Origin of the sequence: Bacillus sp. FSL R7-0166 (assembly GCF_038008935.1) — a bacterium.
Lineage (GTDB): Bacteria > Bacillota > Bacilli > Bacillales > Bacillaceae > Bacillus > Bacillus altitudinis.
The window spans coordinates 1432171-1448415 of the sequence record NZ_JBBPAC010000001.1 but is presented as its reverse complement, the minus strand read 5'-3'; the positions used below and the strand labels follow the sequence as shown (position 1 = coordinate 1448415).

Sequence of the window (16245 nt, the reverse complement as noted above, 5' to 3'; positions counted from 1 at the left end):
CTTTTGCAAAATAAAAGTCTATATGGTTTCATGAACTATCAGCACATTAATATCTAGCATACCTGCTTACATTCAAAAGTACGCCAATTGCCATCAGCATTAATGTCAGTGATGAACCGCCATAACTTAAGAATGGCAGTGTGATGCCCGTCACAGGGATGAGACCAGTGACAACTGCGATATTAATCATTACTTGAATGGCAACCATTGAGATGATACCCACTGCCAAGAAACTTCCATATAAATCTGGTGCCCCGAGGGCTATTCTAATGCCTCTCCACAATAGAACACTAAAGAGCAGCAAAATGAGTGATCCACCTATAAATCCAAGTTCTTCAGACAATATAGCAAAGATAAAGTCTGTTTGAGGCTCAGGCAAATAGAAGAATTTTTGTCTACTCTGACCTAGCCCCATTCCAAACAGACCGCCTGGACCGACAGCGTATAAGGATTGAATAATTTGAAACCCGCTGCCAAGTGGATCCTCCCAAGGATTTAAATAAGATGTAATTCGTTTTATTCGATAGGGTGCTGATAAGACAAGTGCGGCAAATCCGCTAAGCCCTAAAAGACCGAGAAAGATAAAGTGAGCGATTCTCGCACCTGAAACAAATATCATAATAATACAGGTTCCAACCATAACCGTTCCTGTACCTAGGTCCGGCTGCAGCATAATGATGGCAAATGCAGAAAACACAATGCCTAGTGCTGGGGCGAAACCTTTACGAAAGGATGTGATATTCTTTTGTTTTTCAGATAAGAATTTTGCAAGAAACGCAATCATCGCAAGCTTCATAAATTCAGAGGGCTGAATACTAAACGCACCGACACCAATCCAGCTTCTTGAACCATTTCTCTCCATACCGATACCAGGAATCAAGACAAGCACGAGGAGGAGAAAACACACTGCAATCAGTATCTTTGACCAAGTCCGCCACGTCCAATAATCGACCCGCATAATGAAAAACATTGCGATAACTCCGATTCCGGCAAACAAAAGCTGTCTTTTTGCAAAATAAAACGAATCATCAAATTTATACGATGCCCACACAGCACTTGCGCTGTACACCATAATTAAACCAATCGTCAATAAAAGTAACGTAATGACAACAAGCAAAAAATCCGGAGAAGTTTTCTTATTCGTCAAGAGACCGACACCCCAAGCATAATTTCATTTGGGCTGTCAGTCATATGAGAGACAAGCCCTTATTTAAGCATATGCACGGCGTTTACAAACATGTCTCCACGTTCTTCAAATGTTTTATGCTGATCCCAACTTGCACAAGCCGGAGACAATAAAATCACGTCTTCTTCTTCAGATATGCTAAACGCCGCAGGTACTGCTTGTTCAACATTATCGACATGTTTTACGTGATGTATTCCCAGCTCTTCACCAAGCTTCACAAACTTAGGCGCAGTCTCACCAAATGTAATCATTCCTTTTACATTCTTCATAAAAGGTTTTAATTCATCAAATTCATTGCCACGATCCAGTCCACCTGCTAGTAAAATGGTCGGCTGCTTGAAGGCAGACAAAGCTTTACTTGTTGCCAGTATATTGGTCGCTTTACTGTCATTATAAAATTTTCTATTTTGAATCGTCTCCACAAATTGCAAACGATGCTTCACTCCACTAAATGTAGTAAGAACTTGTGCAATCGCTTCGTTTGAGCAGCCTGCATTTTTTACAACACAAATAGCTGCTAGAATATTTTCTTGGTTATGCTCACCAGGAAGAACAACATCCTTTAGGTCAATGACATGTTCATTCATATAGTAGATGGCACCATCTTTAATAAACGCTCCATGTGCTACCGGCTCTTTAACTGAGAAAAACACTTTTTGCGCTTTCGAATCTTCTGCTAGTTTGACAACAGATGGATCATCTAGGTTAACCACAGCTATGTCATCTTCCAGTTGATGTGCATACACTTTCTGTTTTGCTTTTTCGTATTCTTCACGCGTGTGATGATAGTCTAAATGTGCGTCAAAAATATTTAATATTAAGCTGATTTTAGGTCTGAATTCAACGGTTCCCATTAACTGAAATGAAGAGAGCTCAGTTACGATCCATTCATCGCCCGCTGCACGCGCGGCAACTTCACTTGCGACCGTTCCGATATTACCTGCTACCAATGTTTTTTGGCTGTCTTTTTTCAACATTTCATAAATCAAAGTAGTCGTGGTCGTTTTTCCATTTGATCCGGTAATCCCAATAAAAGGAGATGAGGTCAAATGATACGCCAATTCTATTTCAGTCCAAACTGGAATTTTTCGGCGAAGCGCCTCTTGGACCATCACATTCTCATAAGGAATTCCAGGGTTCTTAATTAAAATCGTAATTTCTTTATCGTCGAACACACGAAGAGGATGACTGCCACAAATGACATCAATCCCCTTTTCAGAAAGTAACTGAGCAGGCTCGTTTTCTTCAAAAGCTTTTTGGTCATTGACCGTCACGTTTATTCCGTGCTCGTGAAGAATTGAGGCTGCCGCATATCCGCTTTTTGCAAGGCCTAGTACTAGTACATGTTCGTCTTTTAACATTTGCATCCTATTCAATTATAACCACACCTCGATGTAAATTCCTAAAACAGCAAGCAATAAACCAGCTGTCCAGAAGGTGACAACTACTCTCCACTCAGACCAGCCAACTAACTCATAGTGGTGGTGAAGCGGGCTCATCTTAAAGATTCTTTTTCCAGTTGTTTTGAAGGAGATGACTTGAAGGATAACGGATAACGTTTCAACAACAAATACTCCTCCAATAATGACGAGTAAAATCTCAAGTTTCGTTAAAATGGCAATGGCCACTATGGCACCGCCTAAAGCAAGCGATCCCGTATCACCCATAAATACTTTTGCAGGATGCGCATTAAAGACAAGGAACCCAAGGACAGCGCCTGCTACTGCTACCGAAAAGATCGCAACATCATACTGAGATTGATTCCAAGCCAATATAGCAAAAGCTCCGAATGCAATAGCAGCTGTTCCAGATAATAAACCATCAAGTCCATCCGTAAGGTTTACCGCATTAGAACCACCGACAAGCATGAAAACGACGAGGATAAAGTATGCCCATCCTAAGTCAAAGCTGACATCTGTTCCTGGAATGCGAATAGTCGTTGCAAACTCATAATAATGGAAGACTGCATAGAAAATCACAGCAATCACAATTTGCCCGATCAGTTTTTGTTTCGATGTTAAGCCAAGATTTCGCTTCATCGCTACTTTAATATAATCATCTAAAAATCCTAATAATCCGTAGCCAAGGGTGACAAATAACAATAAAAACATTTCTGGACTAATCTCAGAGAATTTGTTAATCATCACGATCGTTGTAATTGTAATAGAAAAGATAATCATAATTCCACCCATTGTTGGGGTACCAGATTTCTTTTGGTGAGACTGAGGTCCTTCTTCTCTAATACTTTGACCAAATTTAAGTCTTCTTAAAAACGGAATAAAAATCGGGGATAAAAGAACACTGATTAAAAATCCCATTATGATTGTAAACAATATCACCTGTTCAAGCATTGTTCTTTACTCCTTCCGAATTTCCAAAGCCGTTTTCCATTAGAAAATAGCATTCATTATTATGATATTCATTCGTGTCTTTCGTATGTTGTTTTTGTACAAAATGCTTCATTTCATTACACTCTTTTCATCATTTTTAAGATTTGTTTAGATCTAAAATAGCGTCCGCTGCCACCTTGGCATCATCAAAGTCATAGACTTGATCACCAATGATTTGGTACGTCTCATGCCCTTTTCCAGCTATTAAGACTGTATCGCCCTTTTTTGCATTGGCAATGGCAAAAAAGATGGCCTGTTTCCGGTTCACAAAGCTGTGATAATAGGCGTTTGGCACGCCATTTTCCATGTCTTTCAAAATGGCTGATGGATCTTCACTTCTTGGATTATCTGATGTAAAAACAGGCTCATCTGCATATTTCACAGCGATTTGGGCCATCTGAGGGCGCTTGGTTTTATCACGGTCGCCCCCGCAGCCAACTACACAGAAAATTCTACCTTCTGTTAATTCTCTGCACGTAGTCAGTACATTTTCTAAACTGTCAGGTGTGTGTGCATAATCAACGATGACTGGGAAGTCTTGATCAAAATTCACAAGTTCGAATCTTCCTTTGACTCCCTCAAGTTCTTCAATGGCACTAACGATCGTTTCAAACGTTAAGCCTGATACAATTCCTACTGATACAGCTGCTAGAATGTTATACACATTGAATTTTCCAATAAGGGCAACCGTCACGTTTTTTGTGCCGATTGGGGTAATCAAATCAAATTGTGTTCCCTTTGGTTTGATTTGAATGTTCTTTGCCATTACATCTGCTTCTTGCTCTAAGCCATACGTCATAATTTCAGCAGCTGTGACTTTTTCAAAATAACTAGACGCTTCATCATCTGCATTTAAAATGGCATGCTTCGGCTTATCGTGCTGAAAGGCACTTCCGAGCTGGGAAAAGAGCAAGCTTTTTGCATGTTTATATTCTTCCATTGTGTTGTGGTAGTCCAAATGATCTTGGGTAAGATTTGTAAAGACGGCAATATCATAATCACATCCATGAACACGCCCAAGATGCAAAGCATGTGATGATACTTCCATAATGGCCGTATCTACGTCTTGATCAAGCATCTGCTTAAAGGTCTTCTGAAGGGTGACACTCTCAGGTGTTGTGTTTTTCACTTCGAGAATTTCATCGTTTACCTTCATATACATCGTACCGATTAAACCTGTTTTTTTATCGGCTTTTCTCATGATTTGCTCAATCATGTGTGTTGTGGACGTTTTCCCGTTCGTTCCTGTAATACCAATTAGATTGAGTTGATGAGTTGGCTGTTCGTAAAAAGCATCTGCTATTCTTGCAAGTGCTCTTTGAGAGTGTTTTACAATAATGACTGGTACATCTGTTATGTGAAGTGGGTGTTCTGCTACAATCGCTGCAGCCCCGCTTTTCACTGCTTTTTCAGCGTAATCATGTCCATCTACTGTATAGCCTTTTATACAGACAAAAAGACTCCCTTTTTTCACTTCTCTTGAATCCATTTCAATGGAAGTAATCTCCGGATTTTCGTTTATCAGTTCATTGTTTTCACTTTTAAAGTATGTAAGGAGTTCTTGTAATTTCATTTCATATCAAACCTCTCAAATTCGTTCACGTGCATGTCTTGTGAAAAAAACACACAGTCTATATTTTATCGTAAAAAAAAGGATACATCCAGCGTATTCCTTAAGTTTCTCTTGGAAAAAGCACACTTTATGCTCTTTTTTTAAAGCGACCCTTCTCTTTCAACAAAAAGAGGCAGCCGAATGAGTGCGGCTACCCTCTGTTCATTCTTTATTATTCATCATTTAAGTATAATCGGATCGTGGAACCTTCTTTGACCTTTGTGCCGGCAGCAGGCGATTGCTTCACCACTTTGCTGCCAGTTCCTGAAGCATCAATCTTTAGATTAATCAGGAGTGATTCAAGGTCAGAAACAGATCCTCCTACAAGATTCGGTACCTCAATGGTTTTTGTGTCCAGCCATTGATACTTCTTTTCAATTTGTCCTTTTCTTTTTTTCACGCCCATTTCAGGCAGACTGTCTCGCATAATATGGCCCACAATAGGTGCTGCTACTGTCCCACCAAATTGAATCGTGCCTTTTGGGTTATCTACTGCTACATATACAACAATGCTTGGATCATCCGCAGGTGCAAACCCGATAAATGACACAATGTGGTTATTTTCCATGTACTTTCCGTCTTTTACTTTCTGTGCTGTTCCTGTTTTTCCGCCCACCCGATATCCTTCAACGAATGCATTCCGACCAGTTCCTTGAGCGACTACACTTTCAAGGGCATACCTGATTTCTTTAGACGTCTCCGCTGAAATGACTTTCTTCTTGGCAATTGGTGATTGCTTTTTCACTACCTCTTTTGTAATTGGATCGATCCATTCTTTTGCAATATACGGCGTGTAAAGCGTTCCTCCATTTACTGCGGCTGCCACTGCAGCTACTTGTTGAATCGGCGTAACAGATACACCTTGACCAAAGGCTGTTGTTGCCTGTTCTACAGGACCAACACGATCAAGCGGGAACAAAATTCCTCTACCTTCTCCTTGAAGGTCGATTCCTGTCTTTTGACCAAAGCCGAAATTTTTAATATAAGAAAATAGTTTATCTTTTCCAAGACGGTCGCCTAGCTCGACAAATCCTGGGTTACAAGAGTTTTGTACCACTTCTAGAAACGACTGTGATCCATGTCCTCCCTTTTTCCAGCATCTGAGCCTTGCGCCATCCACTGTCACAGATCCGCTGTCAAAAAAATGATCACGTTTTAAATTTACTTTATTTTCTTCCAGGGCAGCTGCCAGTGTAATGATTTTAAACGTCGATCCTGGCTCATATGTGCTCCACACCGGTAAGTTTCGGTTAAATACTTTTGAATCAACTGATTGATAGTCAGCCGGATCAAAGTCAGGTCTGCTCGACATTCCCAGAACCTCACCATTTTTCGGATTCATGGCAATGGCAATCATGCCATCTGGGTTATATTTTGCCTGAGCATTGTCTAGTTCTCGTTCGATGATGGTTTGCACTTTTGAATCAACGGTTAATTTCATATCAAGCCCATCTTTAGGCGGTGTATAATCATCTGCTTCATCTGGCATTTTCTGCCCTTTTGCATCAGAATAAAATTTCACAGAGCCTTTTTCACCTTTTAGGTCATCATCATAGTACGCTTCTAGCCCAAGTAAGCCTTGATTATCAATTCCAGCAAAACCTAATACATGAGATAAGAAACTTCCAAACGGGTAATGTCTGATGCTGTCCTCTGCTACATAGACTCCATCTAAATCAAGCTCTCTGACTTCTTTTGCTTTTTCATGAGATACTTTTCTCCCCTCTGGGGAAATTCGTTCTATAGACGTTTTCTTGGTGACATGCTTGTACGCTTTCTCCTCAGACATATTCAGCACTGCTGCTAATTTTTTGCTTGTTTCTGCTGGGTCTTTCACCTGCCGCGGCACGACTAAAATAGAGGGAGCACTTTTGTTCGTCGCCAGCTCCACTCCATTTCGATCCAAAATATCTCCTCGTTCTGGTTCAAATGGAAGGTTACGGCTCCATGAATCTTTCGCTAAACTTGTCAGCTTCTCGCCCATAATAAACTGCACATATCCTAATCTAGTATCTATGATGAAAAAAATGATCACCCCAAACAGCAGCACGAAAAGCAATCGTTTTCTCACTGTTACACTTGACACTCGCACGCCCGGTTCACTCCTTACATATGGCTTGTTTTCATCATATGCAGGCTCGTCTTTTTATAGAACGATCTCGTCCATCGCTCAAGCAAAAGAAAAAAACCTAGCAAATGATTTGCTAGGTTTTCAAGTTAATTTGGACTTTTGAAGGTCACTGTGACGACTTTATCTGAAATCTCCGCTCCACTTTTCACGCTTTGTTTGACAGCATATCCCTGTCCATTTGTTTCAATATGCACACCTGAAATAGACGCATATTGAAGAACTTCCCTTCTGGACCAGCCTGTCATATCAGGCATTTTAATGGTTTTCCCTGCTGTTTTCAAAAAGACTTTCTGGCTTTCAGAGAATTCAGAGCCCGCATTTGGCCATTGGCGTTTAATGGATAGACCGTCACCAATGACAACAGGTGATAACTTTTTGTTTTTTGCTTCTGTTTCTGCCTGTTTCACTTCTAAATCTAGGAATGACGGCATTGTTTCTTGTTTTATTTTCTGTTTGCCAGATTTTTTATCGTCTTTTTTTGTTGGTGCGATATTTAGATAGAGCAAACTATTTTTCATCACAGGGTTAAAGATTTCTGAAACAGGGGCAGAGCCTGTTTGTGTTTCAGATAGCTGAGGCTGTTGGACAGCGACATAAACGAGTAGCTTCGGATCATCTTTTGGTGCCATTCCCATGAATGAAAAGACGTAATCGTTTCTCCCTTGAAGGTAGCCGCCAGCACCGCCAATTTGTCCTGTACCTGTTTTCCCAGCGACATCAAAACCTTTGATTTGATATGGCTGTCCTGTGCCAATTTTTGAGGAAACGACCTCACCTAAAATGTCACGGACTTGCTTCGCTGTATCAGAAGAAATTGGTTTTCCTGCCACTGTTGGTTCGTGCTGTAAAATTGTTTTGTTTGTGTTCGGGTCTGTAATATGATCGATTACATATGGCTTCATCATCGTTCCACCGTTGGCAATGGCTGTCGCCGCTTCAATTTGCTGAATTGGGGTAATCGCGGACGCCTGACCATAAGCAGTCGATGCTTTGTCATATTCGTATCTGAAATTGATTTTACTAGACGCTTCGTTCGGCAAGTCTATACCTGTTTTGTCATAGAAATGGAATTTTTGCAAGTATTGTTCGTAGCGTGTGAAACCTAGCTTTTCTTTTGCCAGTTTCGCAAAAGCTACGTTTGAAGAACGTAGAACACCTTCATGAAAATCAATTTTTCCCCAGCCATTTCCGTTGTTATGGTCTCTTACAAGACCGCCACCTACTTTATAAGTACCAGACTGATACTTGTCACTGCCTTGGTACACTCCTTCTTGGATAGCAGCAGCGAGTGTGAAAATTTTCATCGTTGAACCTGGTTCAAATGCGTAAGAAATGACATCGTTGTTATAATTCGTAATGTCGAGTTCATTTAAATTAAAGCTTGGCCGCTGTCCCATTGCAAGAACTCTTCCAGTTTTCGGATCAACGACTGTCGCAATGATTTTCTTCGGCTTATATTTTTTAGCGACCTGCGTCATACTTTCTTCAAGAAATGCTTGAATTTTTTGATCGATGGTCAGTGTGACGTTTTTCCCGTCTTTCGGGGCAACGATGTCTTCTTTACTATTCGGAAGTGCCCATCCGCTTCTGTCGCTGTTATACGTTACATAGCCATCTTTTTCTTTTAAATATTTATTCAGAGCCTTTTCTAGACCCATTGCGCCTGACATATCCTTGGTGGCTTCATCTAATCTAGCATAACCGATTAAGTTCGAAGCAAACATGCCGTTTGGATAATACCTCTTTGTATCTTTTTCAAAGGCGATCCCAGGAAGTTTTAGCTTTTCAATTTTTTCCTTAGTTGAAAAACTAATATCCTTTCCAGCCTTACCAAACTCGACTTGGAATGCATCTTTTGTATTCAGACGCTTTAAAATTTCACTCTCACTCATATCAATGACCTTTGACAGCTCTTTTGCTGTCTTTTCTTTGTCAACGACATGCATCGGATGCTTTAGATCGACCGTCATTTTCTTGCTCATGATTGCAATCAGCTTATACACAGATGTATCTTCCGCAATCACATTTCCGTTTCTGTCTAAAATGGACCCTCTTTTGGCTTCAAGTGTTTTTTTCGATTGATATTGTTCATTGGCTTTTGCAGCTAACACTTGTCCATCAACGGTTCCCGTAATCTGAATATAAATAAAACGCGCAAGGATGATAAAGAAAAACAGGGCGAAGCAAATACTCGCAATTGCCGCGCCTCTGTTCATCATTTTATTCTTTTTAGGCATCGCCATGTTAATCGACCTTCTTAACATCTTTCGACATGCTTAAGCCTGCTTTTTTAGCGGCTTCAATGATTCTCTCTGGTTCACTTAGTAAATCTTTTTGCTTTTGCAGTTCAGTGATCTTTTTCGATTCTAAAGACACTTGCTGTTCTAGCTTCTGCACTTCGATATTTGCGTGATAAACAGCAAAGGCTTTCGAAATGATGAGGATCGAGCTGCACATGAGAGCCATGACAAACATGACAAGTAAGATTTTTTCACCAAGTGTAATAGAACCTCTTCTTCTAATCACAACCGATTGACCTTGTTGCTCGGTTTGATGTTGCTTTACTTCTCTTTGGTAAGCCAAATTACTCATAAGAAACCTCCTTTTTATCATCATCTATGGTGTCGTTTACTTTTTTTCTGCAATTCGGAGCTTCGCTGAACGGGCACGGTTGTTATATTCCAGCTCTTGTTCTGATGCAACGATTGGTTTTCTCGTGATCAGCTTCAGTTTTGGTTCAAGTCCTTCTGGAATCACTGGTAGTCCGTGCGGAAGTTCTGGAAGAGAAGACATTTCTTTAAATGTACTTTTACAAATCCGATCTTCAAGTGAATGGAATGTAATAACAGAAATTCTCCCCTTCGGATTGAGTAACTCTATTGCTTGTTCTAGTGCTTCTTCAAATACTTTCAATTCGTCATTTACGGCAATTCGGATCGCTTGAAACACTCTTTTCGCTGGATGTCCGCCTTTTCGTCTTGCAGGTGCGGGAATTCCTTCTTTAATAATGTCGACAAGCTCACCTGTTGTTTCAATTGGCGCTTTTTTTCTGGCTTCTTCAATTTTGCGTGCGATTTGCTTGCTGAATTTTTCTTCCCCATATTTGTAGAAAATCCGAACTAGATCTTCAAATGGCCATTCATTCACCACTTGTTTTGCCGACAATGCGGCTGTTTGATCCATTCGCATGTCAAGAGGTGCATCATGGTGATAACTAAAGCCTCTCTCTGGTGTGTCAAGCTGAGGTGATGAAACCCCAAGGTCAAAAATCACACCGTCTACGCTTGTAATACCTTGTTCATTCAGACGTTCTTTTAAATATCGGAAGTTGCTTTTTATGAAAAGAATGTTCGCTTTAGAATCCGCGAGCTTCTCTCGTGCATGATCCAGTGCAGCATCGTCTTGGTCAAACCCAATTAATGTACCTTTTTCTGATAATTGAGATAGTAAATATGAGCTATGACCTGCGCCGCCTAGCGTGCAGTCCACATATGTACCGTCTTCTTTGACGTTTAAACCGTCAACTGTTTCTTTTAATAATACTGTCTCATGTTGAAACATGATGATATGGTCCCACCTTTTTCAAATAGAAATGAATGTGTAGAAAGCTTGCTGCACAAGGGATTATTATATATCAAATCCAATCATGTTTTCAGCAATTTCAGCAAAAGAATCTTCTTGCTCTTCTGTATATTGTTCCCAGATCGACTTACTCCACAACTCAATTCGATTTGAAACGCCGATGACCACACATTCTTTTTCGAGTTTTGCATATTGGAGTAGGTTGGATGCGATGTTAATGCGCCCCTGCTTGTCCAGATCACATTCAACTGCGCCGGAGAAGAAGAACCGGGTAAACGCACGTGCATCTTTTTTCGTTAGCGGCAGTGCTTTGAGTTTCTCTTCAATTAGTTTCCACTCACTCATAGGGTAGCCAAATAAACATTGATCAAGCCCTCTCGTCAGCACAAACTGTTCTCCGAGACCGTCTCTAAATTTAGCAGGGATGATCATGCGCCCTTTTGTATCAATCGTATGTTGGTATTCACCCATGAACATGATCATCAGAGCCCCACTTTCTCACCTATACTCTCCACTATCCACCACTTCTCTCCACAAAACTTATTTTACACTGTTTCTACATAAAAAAAAACCCTGAACTAGTCAGGGTTCATTAAAACTTTATTTCAAAGTTTGACAATTTGTTGCTTGTTTTGAAATGAAAATGGCAGATTTTTGAACGTTTTGAAGAATTCTGGACCATATTTGTTTAAAAAGTACATGATATTCCAAATTCTTTCTTGTGGTGCTTCGAGTGGTTTTAAACTATTTTCAATCCGTTCAAAATCTCGAAGGATGTATCCTTCCTTCTCTTCCACACGCTTTGCAACCTTCTGATAAACAAATTGAAGCTGGTCTTCTATAAATTTGGCATTTTTATCTAATAGCTGTTCAAAGCTTGGTTCGATCTCTAGCGCTTCTTGTCTCATGGCCTCGTGAACATTCGCTAATTCACGTTTGGCATGTTGAACCGATTGAACGAAGCTGTCTGGAAGACTTTGCTGAAAGTGCGCATCCTTCTTTTCTTTCACGCCTTTTGTCAGCACTTCTTCAACTGACAATTCTCTTATCGGCAGCTTCTTATCAATATGCCTTTCAAGAATGGTGACGTGCAATCTTGGAAGAACGGGTGCCATTTTGACATTGAAGTACTCGAAGATGCCTTTCAGCTCACCCCAATAGTTCACTTCACCGTGTCCAGCCATAAAAGCAAGCGTTGGAAGAAGGGTTTCCTGCATCAATGGACGGGTCACCACATTATTGCTAAACCGCTCTGGGTGCTCCTCGACTTCCTGCAAAAGCTCATCTTTTGTCCAAGTAAGCCCCACTTCAGATATAGAAAATTGGCCATTCTCTTGTTCAATGAGGAAACGCTCATCATCATATTCGTAAAACAAGTTGGCTTGATGGTCACCAGCTTCAATAATCGGCTGATACCCCGCTTGTTCCATGGCAGCCTGCGTGTTATTTAAGTGAGCCACGATCGCATCACTCGACTCCACAATTTGCTTGAATAACGTACGTTCAAGTGGCTTCACGCCGAAGTCTCCTGAATTCAATAACAGCAGTCCATCTTCTTCAAATAGATCGCAAACAATCCACTCAAAGAAATCAGTAAACGTTTCTGATTTGCGTAAACATCGAAGAAGCTGATCAAACAAGTCATTTGTGTAAGCAGATTCCTCATAGGTTGAAAATACATCACGAAGCCATCTCTCTGTTTTCTCTTGGTGGAGAGGTGTTCTTTTCGCAGCTGTTTTTTTCACATGATGTAATGGAAGCTTTTGTTTGACTGGGCCTTTTTCGCCAGACGTGTACACAAAGTTAATTTCGTCTACGTCGTGATCTTCACCCGCTACCCAAAAGACCGGAATAACAGGAACGCCAAGCTCTGATTCTTTTTCTTTGGCAAACTGAATAATGGAAATGATTTTATGTATGGTATAAAGCGGACCTGTTAAGAGACCTGCCTGCTGTCCTCCAACCACCATGACGCTCCGTTCATCACGGATCTTCTCAATATTCTCACGCATCGCAGCCGAATCAAATTTTGCATGATATGCGCTCATATAATCCGCTAAAGCCTCGCGCGGGAAGCTCCTTTCCATGAGATCGTCGTATCTCTTTTTCCATGTGTGCTCAGAATGTATATCATAATCAAAAAAAGCAGTCATCTCTTTTTTTTCTTCTATATAATCACGTATGAATAAATTCTGACTTCGGATGGAAAGTTCAGTCAATTGCATGTTTAGAACTTCCTTTCTTCAATAAATAGTTAGTTTCCCGAAAAAAGTATAGCATGTAAATGAGCTCACTCAAAAGATTTTGTTTGCTTTTTTTCCAATACTTCCAAGCTTCTATTCAAGAAAGTGAGGAATGGCGGCGTCATCCCTTGACCTTGAGCTTTTTTTAAAAGGTAGCCAATGATTGCTTTTCTTTCAGTTTGGCGGCCTTTGACGATATCTTGCAGCATCGACGATTGATTGGCAGCCGTTTGATGGCAAATTGATTTCACATGAGCCCATAGACGATCTTTCTCAAGCAACCCTAGAATGGAAACCGCTTCTTCAAATGCACATGTCATCATATGTTCATATGATAGGTTCGATACCAATTCCCCATTATTCACATGTAATAAAGCCGTCAACGGATTAATACACACATTGACGAGCAGCTTTTCCTCCAGTACTTTCTTCCATTCATCTGTATAAACCATTTGAAAATCGCCCGTTGACAGTTCACTACTCATAGGTCCTTTTTCCTCATGCAGAAATGCTCCCCACTTGATGACACCAATTCCTGTATGGTTTACTGCGCGATCAGACACCTTCATTGCGCCATGCTCTACTACACCAATATATAACTGATGTGCCGTTTTCCAGTTCTTTAAATCGACGAGGTGGGCCATTCCGTTCTGCAAAAATAAGATCCGATGACGAGGCAGTCCCGATAATTCCTCTAGAACATCTTGCAGATGATGATACTTCACTGTCACAATCAGCAAATCAAATATTCCTTTGACCCCCGTATCGGCCCCAACAGCTGATTGAATGGTTTCCCCTCTTACCATTCGTTCAATGCCTAATGCTCGAATTTCTTCTGCCTGCTGTTTCCTTCTTGTAAAGACGGTGATGTCATGATGCTCTGATAAATAACTGGCACAAAGCAGACCAATCGCACCACCGCCAATGATTCCAATTTTCAATTGCCGCACTTCCCTTTTTCTGTTTACTTCATGTTATCAACTATTTTACCAGTTTCGTGCTACGATGCAAAAAGCAGATAACGCGCTATGATTGAATTTTTTTAATTAAAAAACTATAATAATAAGTGTAAAAACTTTTTTAGGCGGATGGGATGAAAACGCCTTCAATGACATCACTGTCGACATTATGTGTGTAAGGGGGAAGATCACATGACACAAGTAAAACGTCTTCTGATTAACTACAAAACATTAGAGGAATTTAAACAATTTAAGGAATATGGCATACAAGAACTTTCCATGCTTGAAGACCTAGAGAGTAATATGATTGAAAATGACAGCAACTCTCCATTTTATGGGATTTACTTTGGAGATAAGCTTGTGGCACGTATGAGTCTCTATCAAGTAGATGGCTCGACGACGACGTATTTTGACCATAATCATGATTATCTAGAGCTGTGGAAGCTAGAAGTGTTGCCAGGATATCAGCGTAAAGGATACGGCGAAGCACTTGTTGATTTCGCAAAATCTTTCGGCCTTCCAATTCGAACGAATCCACGCGTCAAATCTGCCGGTTTTTGGGATAAAATGGGCTTTGAAGCGGTGAAATATGATATGGAACGCGATAAAGGAGAAAACCCACTCATTTGGGAGCCTGCACATATTCAAAAGAACACTGGTGAGTCCGCTTAATCATTAATCATTAAGAAAACGCCCCTCTTTCCATCTGTGAGGGGCGTTTTCTTATTTTGCGTAATCTTTTAAGCTGATATTCTGTTTGACTCTTTCAACAATACCAATAAGTGCCCGGTAATCTTCTTCTGTCATTTTTAATTGACGTTTCAGCTGTTCATTTTCTTCGGTGAGTGATTTTAATTGATGCTGTGCATCTTTAAGCTCCTCCCGTAAATAAGCTGGACCAGATGGTTCTTTCTCAAGCTGCTCTAGAAACCGAATTACTTCTCGAAGCGTCAGTTCAGTCTGATCAGAAGATGCCTTCTCTTCTATGGTGAACGCATGCTGCGGTAAACCCGAAGAATGGATACCAATTTTTTTACGCAGTTCTTTTCGCTGTTTTTTGGCAAGCTCAATGCCTGCCTGATACTGCTTTCTGACGTAAGAATTCCACCTGAATCCACATGCTGCTGCTGTTCTTGACAATGCTTTTCCAACCTCTTCAAATGCTGAAAGCTGGGTACCTCCATCTCGGATATGCCTTAAGACAACTTCTGCTAAAAGTAAATCTTCATCTTGTGTCCATGCGTCCTGCCGTGTAATCGTCAACTCATCATCCCCCCTGAATCTGAATACCACATCATATGCGCTTACTAGAGTAGATAGACTATTTGCAGGAGAGAAACCTAAAAAATAGATCAATAAAAAAACGCAAGGGAAGATTCCCTCACGTTTTTTTATCAAGCATTAGTTGCTTTTTACGTCTTTGCCTTTGTATGTTCCGCAAGATTTGCAGACACGATGAGAAATTTTCATTTCACCGCATTCTGGGCAAGCTACCATACCAGGTACTTGTAGTTTGAAATGCGTACGACGCAATCTTTTTTTCATTTTAGAAGTTCTTCTAAAAGGTACAGCCATTATTCCCACCTCCTTAAAGAGTTAAGATTCATTATTTTCTTCTAAGAGCTTCTTCAAGCCTTCCAGACGAGGATCAATTCGGTTTTGATGTGCATCTTCCGAAATGACCGCCCAGTCATTCCCTTCCTGTGGTGCAGCACCTTTTACGTCAGCTTGGTCGCAAAAGATTTGCATGGGCACTTCAAGAAGAATTTCTTCCTTGACTATAGGCGTTAAGTCGATGATATCGTCTTCTACAACAGATACGTCTTCATCTTCTATATCGTCTGTCTTATGAAGTACAAATAGTTCTTTTGTTGAAATCGCAAATGGATAATTTACATCAACAAGCGTTCTTGAACAAGGCAATGTCATTTCACCTGTGATGGTTAAATCAAATGCGACTTGCTTTGATTCGATCACTCCAGTCCCTTTCACCTCTACTGGTGAAATACGACGTATATCTGAATGAAGGCTAGTAAGTTCATTTAAGTCAACCGTCTCATGAAAATCGAAGCTGTTTTTAGCTTTTTGATGTAACTGATAAACTGTCCATTTCAATTGTATCACCTCTAAGAGCAACAAACA

At 40.5% G+C, this 16245-nt stretch carries 15 protein-coding genes; 1 reads left to right on the top strand and 14 read right to left on the bottom strand.

Annotated features, from left to right (window positions below; all coding sequences use genetic code 11):
* Positions 1-46 precede the first annotated feature (46 nt).
* From spoVE to NST01_RS07380, 11 genes are all read right to left on the bottom strand, one after another.
* Entirely contained in the window at positions 47-1147 is a 1101-nt protein-coding gene (spoVE, locus tag NST01_RS07430; protein WP_007499768.1) for a stage V sporulation protein E, read from the bottom strand.
* Between the two features lie 59 nt (positions 1148-1206).
* The gene (murD, locus tag NST01_RS07425; RefSeq protein ID WP_370648319.1) at positions 1207-2553 is read right to left on the bottom strand and encodes a UDP-N-acetylmuramoyl-L-alanine--D-glutamate ligase; all 1347 of its coding nucleotides are present in this window, start codon (positions 2551-2553) and stop codon (positions 1207-1209) included.
* A gap of 9 nt (positions 2554-2562) precedes the next feature.
* Complete coding sequence (gene mraY, locus NST01_RS07420; RefSeq protein ID WP_007499771.1) at positions 2563-3537, bottom strand: phospho-N-acetylmuramoyl-pentapeptide-transferase; 975 nt, start codon at positions 3535-3537, stop codon at positions 2563-2565.
* Between the two features lie 136 nt (positions 3538-3673).
* Positions 3674-5149 (bottom strand): UDP-N-acetylmuramoyl-L-alanyl-D-glutamate--2,6-diaminopimelate ligase, encoded by a 1476-nt coding sequence (locus NST01_RS07415; RefSeq protein ID WP_007499773.1) that lies wholly within the window; start codon positions 5147-5149, stop codon positions 3674-3676.
* A 211-nt stretch (positions 5150-5360) separates the two neighbouring features.
* Positions 5361-7280, bottom strand: a complete 1920-nt coding sequence (locus NST01_RS07410) for a stage V sporulation protein D (RefSeq protein WP_017359366.1) — start codon at positions 7278-7280, stop codon at positions 5361-5363.
* A 125-nt stretch (positions 7281-7405) separates the two neighbouring features.
* A complete protein-coding gene (locus NST01_RS07405; RefSeq protein WP_212338887.1) occupies positions 7406-9556 on the bottom strand; it encodes a penicillin-binding protein in 2151 nt (716 codons plus the stop codon).
* Between the two features lie 7 nt (positions 9557-9563).
* A complete protein-coding gene (ftsL, locus tag NST01_RS07400; RefSeq protein ID WP_025207292.1) occupies positions 9564-9911 on the bottom strand; it encodes a cell division protein FtsL in 348 nt (115 codons plus the stop codon).
* Between the two features lie 36 nt (positions 9912-9947).
* Complete coding sequence (gene rsmH, locus NST01_RS07395) at positions 9948-10880, bottom strand: 16S rRNA (cytosine(1402)-N(4))-methyltransferase RsmH (RefSeq protein WP_125588912.1); 933 nt, start codon at positions 10878-10880, stop codon at positions 9948-9950.
* Between the two features lie 66 nt (positions 10881-10946).
* Complete coding sequence (mraZ, locus tag NST01_RS07390; protein ID WP_003211163.1) at positions 10947-11378, bottom strand: division/cell wall cluster transcriptional repressor MraZ; 432 nt, start codon at positions 11376-11378, stop codon at positions 10947-10949.
* 128 nt (positions 11379-11506) lie between these two features.
* A complete protein-coding gene (gene bshC / locus NST01_RS07385) occupies positions 11507-13126 on the bottom strand; it encodes a bacillithiol biosynthesis cysteine-adding enzyme BshC (RefSeq protein ID WP_341041729.1) in 1620 nt (539 codons plus the stop codon).
* A gap of 65 nt (positions 13127-13191) precedes the next feature.
* Entirely contained in the window at positions 13192-14085 is an 894-nt protein-coding gene (locus NST01_RS07380; RefSeq protein WP_338155808.1) for a 2-dehydropantoate 2-reductase, read from the bottom strand.
* 210 nt (positions 14086-14295) lie between these two features.
* Here NST01_RS07380 and NST01_RS07375 point away from each other — a divergent pair, with 210 nt between their 5' ends.
* Complete coding sequence (locus NST01_RS07375; RefSeq protein ID WP_007499784.1) at positions 14296-14775, top strand: N-acetyltransferase; 480 nt, start codon at positions 14296-14298, stop codon at positions 14773-14775.
* Positions 14776-14826: 51 nt separating this feature from the next.
* On the opposite strand, the gene gerR is transcribed toward NST01_RS07375, so the two are convergent.
* The 3 genes from gerR to NST01_RS07360 form a co-directional block, all read right to left on the bottom strand.
* Complete coding sequence (gene gerR / locus NST01_RS07370; RefSeq protein WP_017359370.1) at positions 14827-15366, bottom strand: sporulation-specific transcriptional regulator GerR; 540 nt, start codon at positions 15364-15366, stop codon at positions 14827-14829.
* Positions 15367-15504: 138 nt separating this feature from the next.
* Positions 15505-15678, bottom strand: coding sequence for a 50S ribosomal protein L32 (gene rpmF / locus NST01_RS07365; protein WP_008354700.1), 174 nt, complete (start codon positions 15676-15678; stop codon positions 15505-15507).
* A 21-nt stretch (positions 15679-15699) separates the two neighbouring features.
* A complete protein-coding gene (locus tag NST01_RS07360) occupies positions 15700-16218 on the bottom strand; it encodes a YceD family protein (protein ID WP_008345010.1) in 519 nt (172 codons plus the stop codon).
* Between the last annotated feature and the right edge of the window lie 27 nt (positions 16219-16245).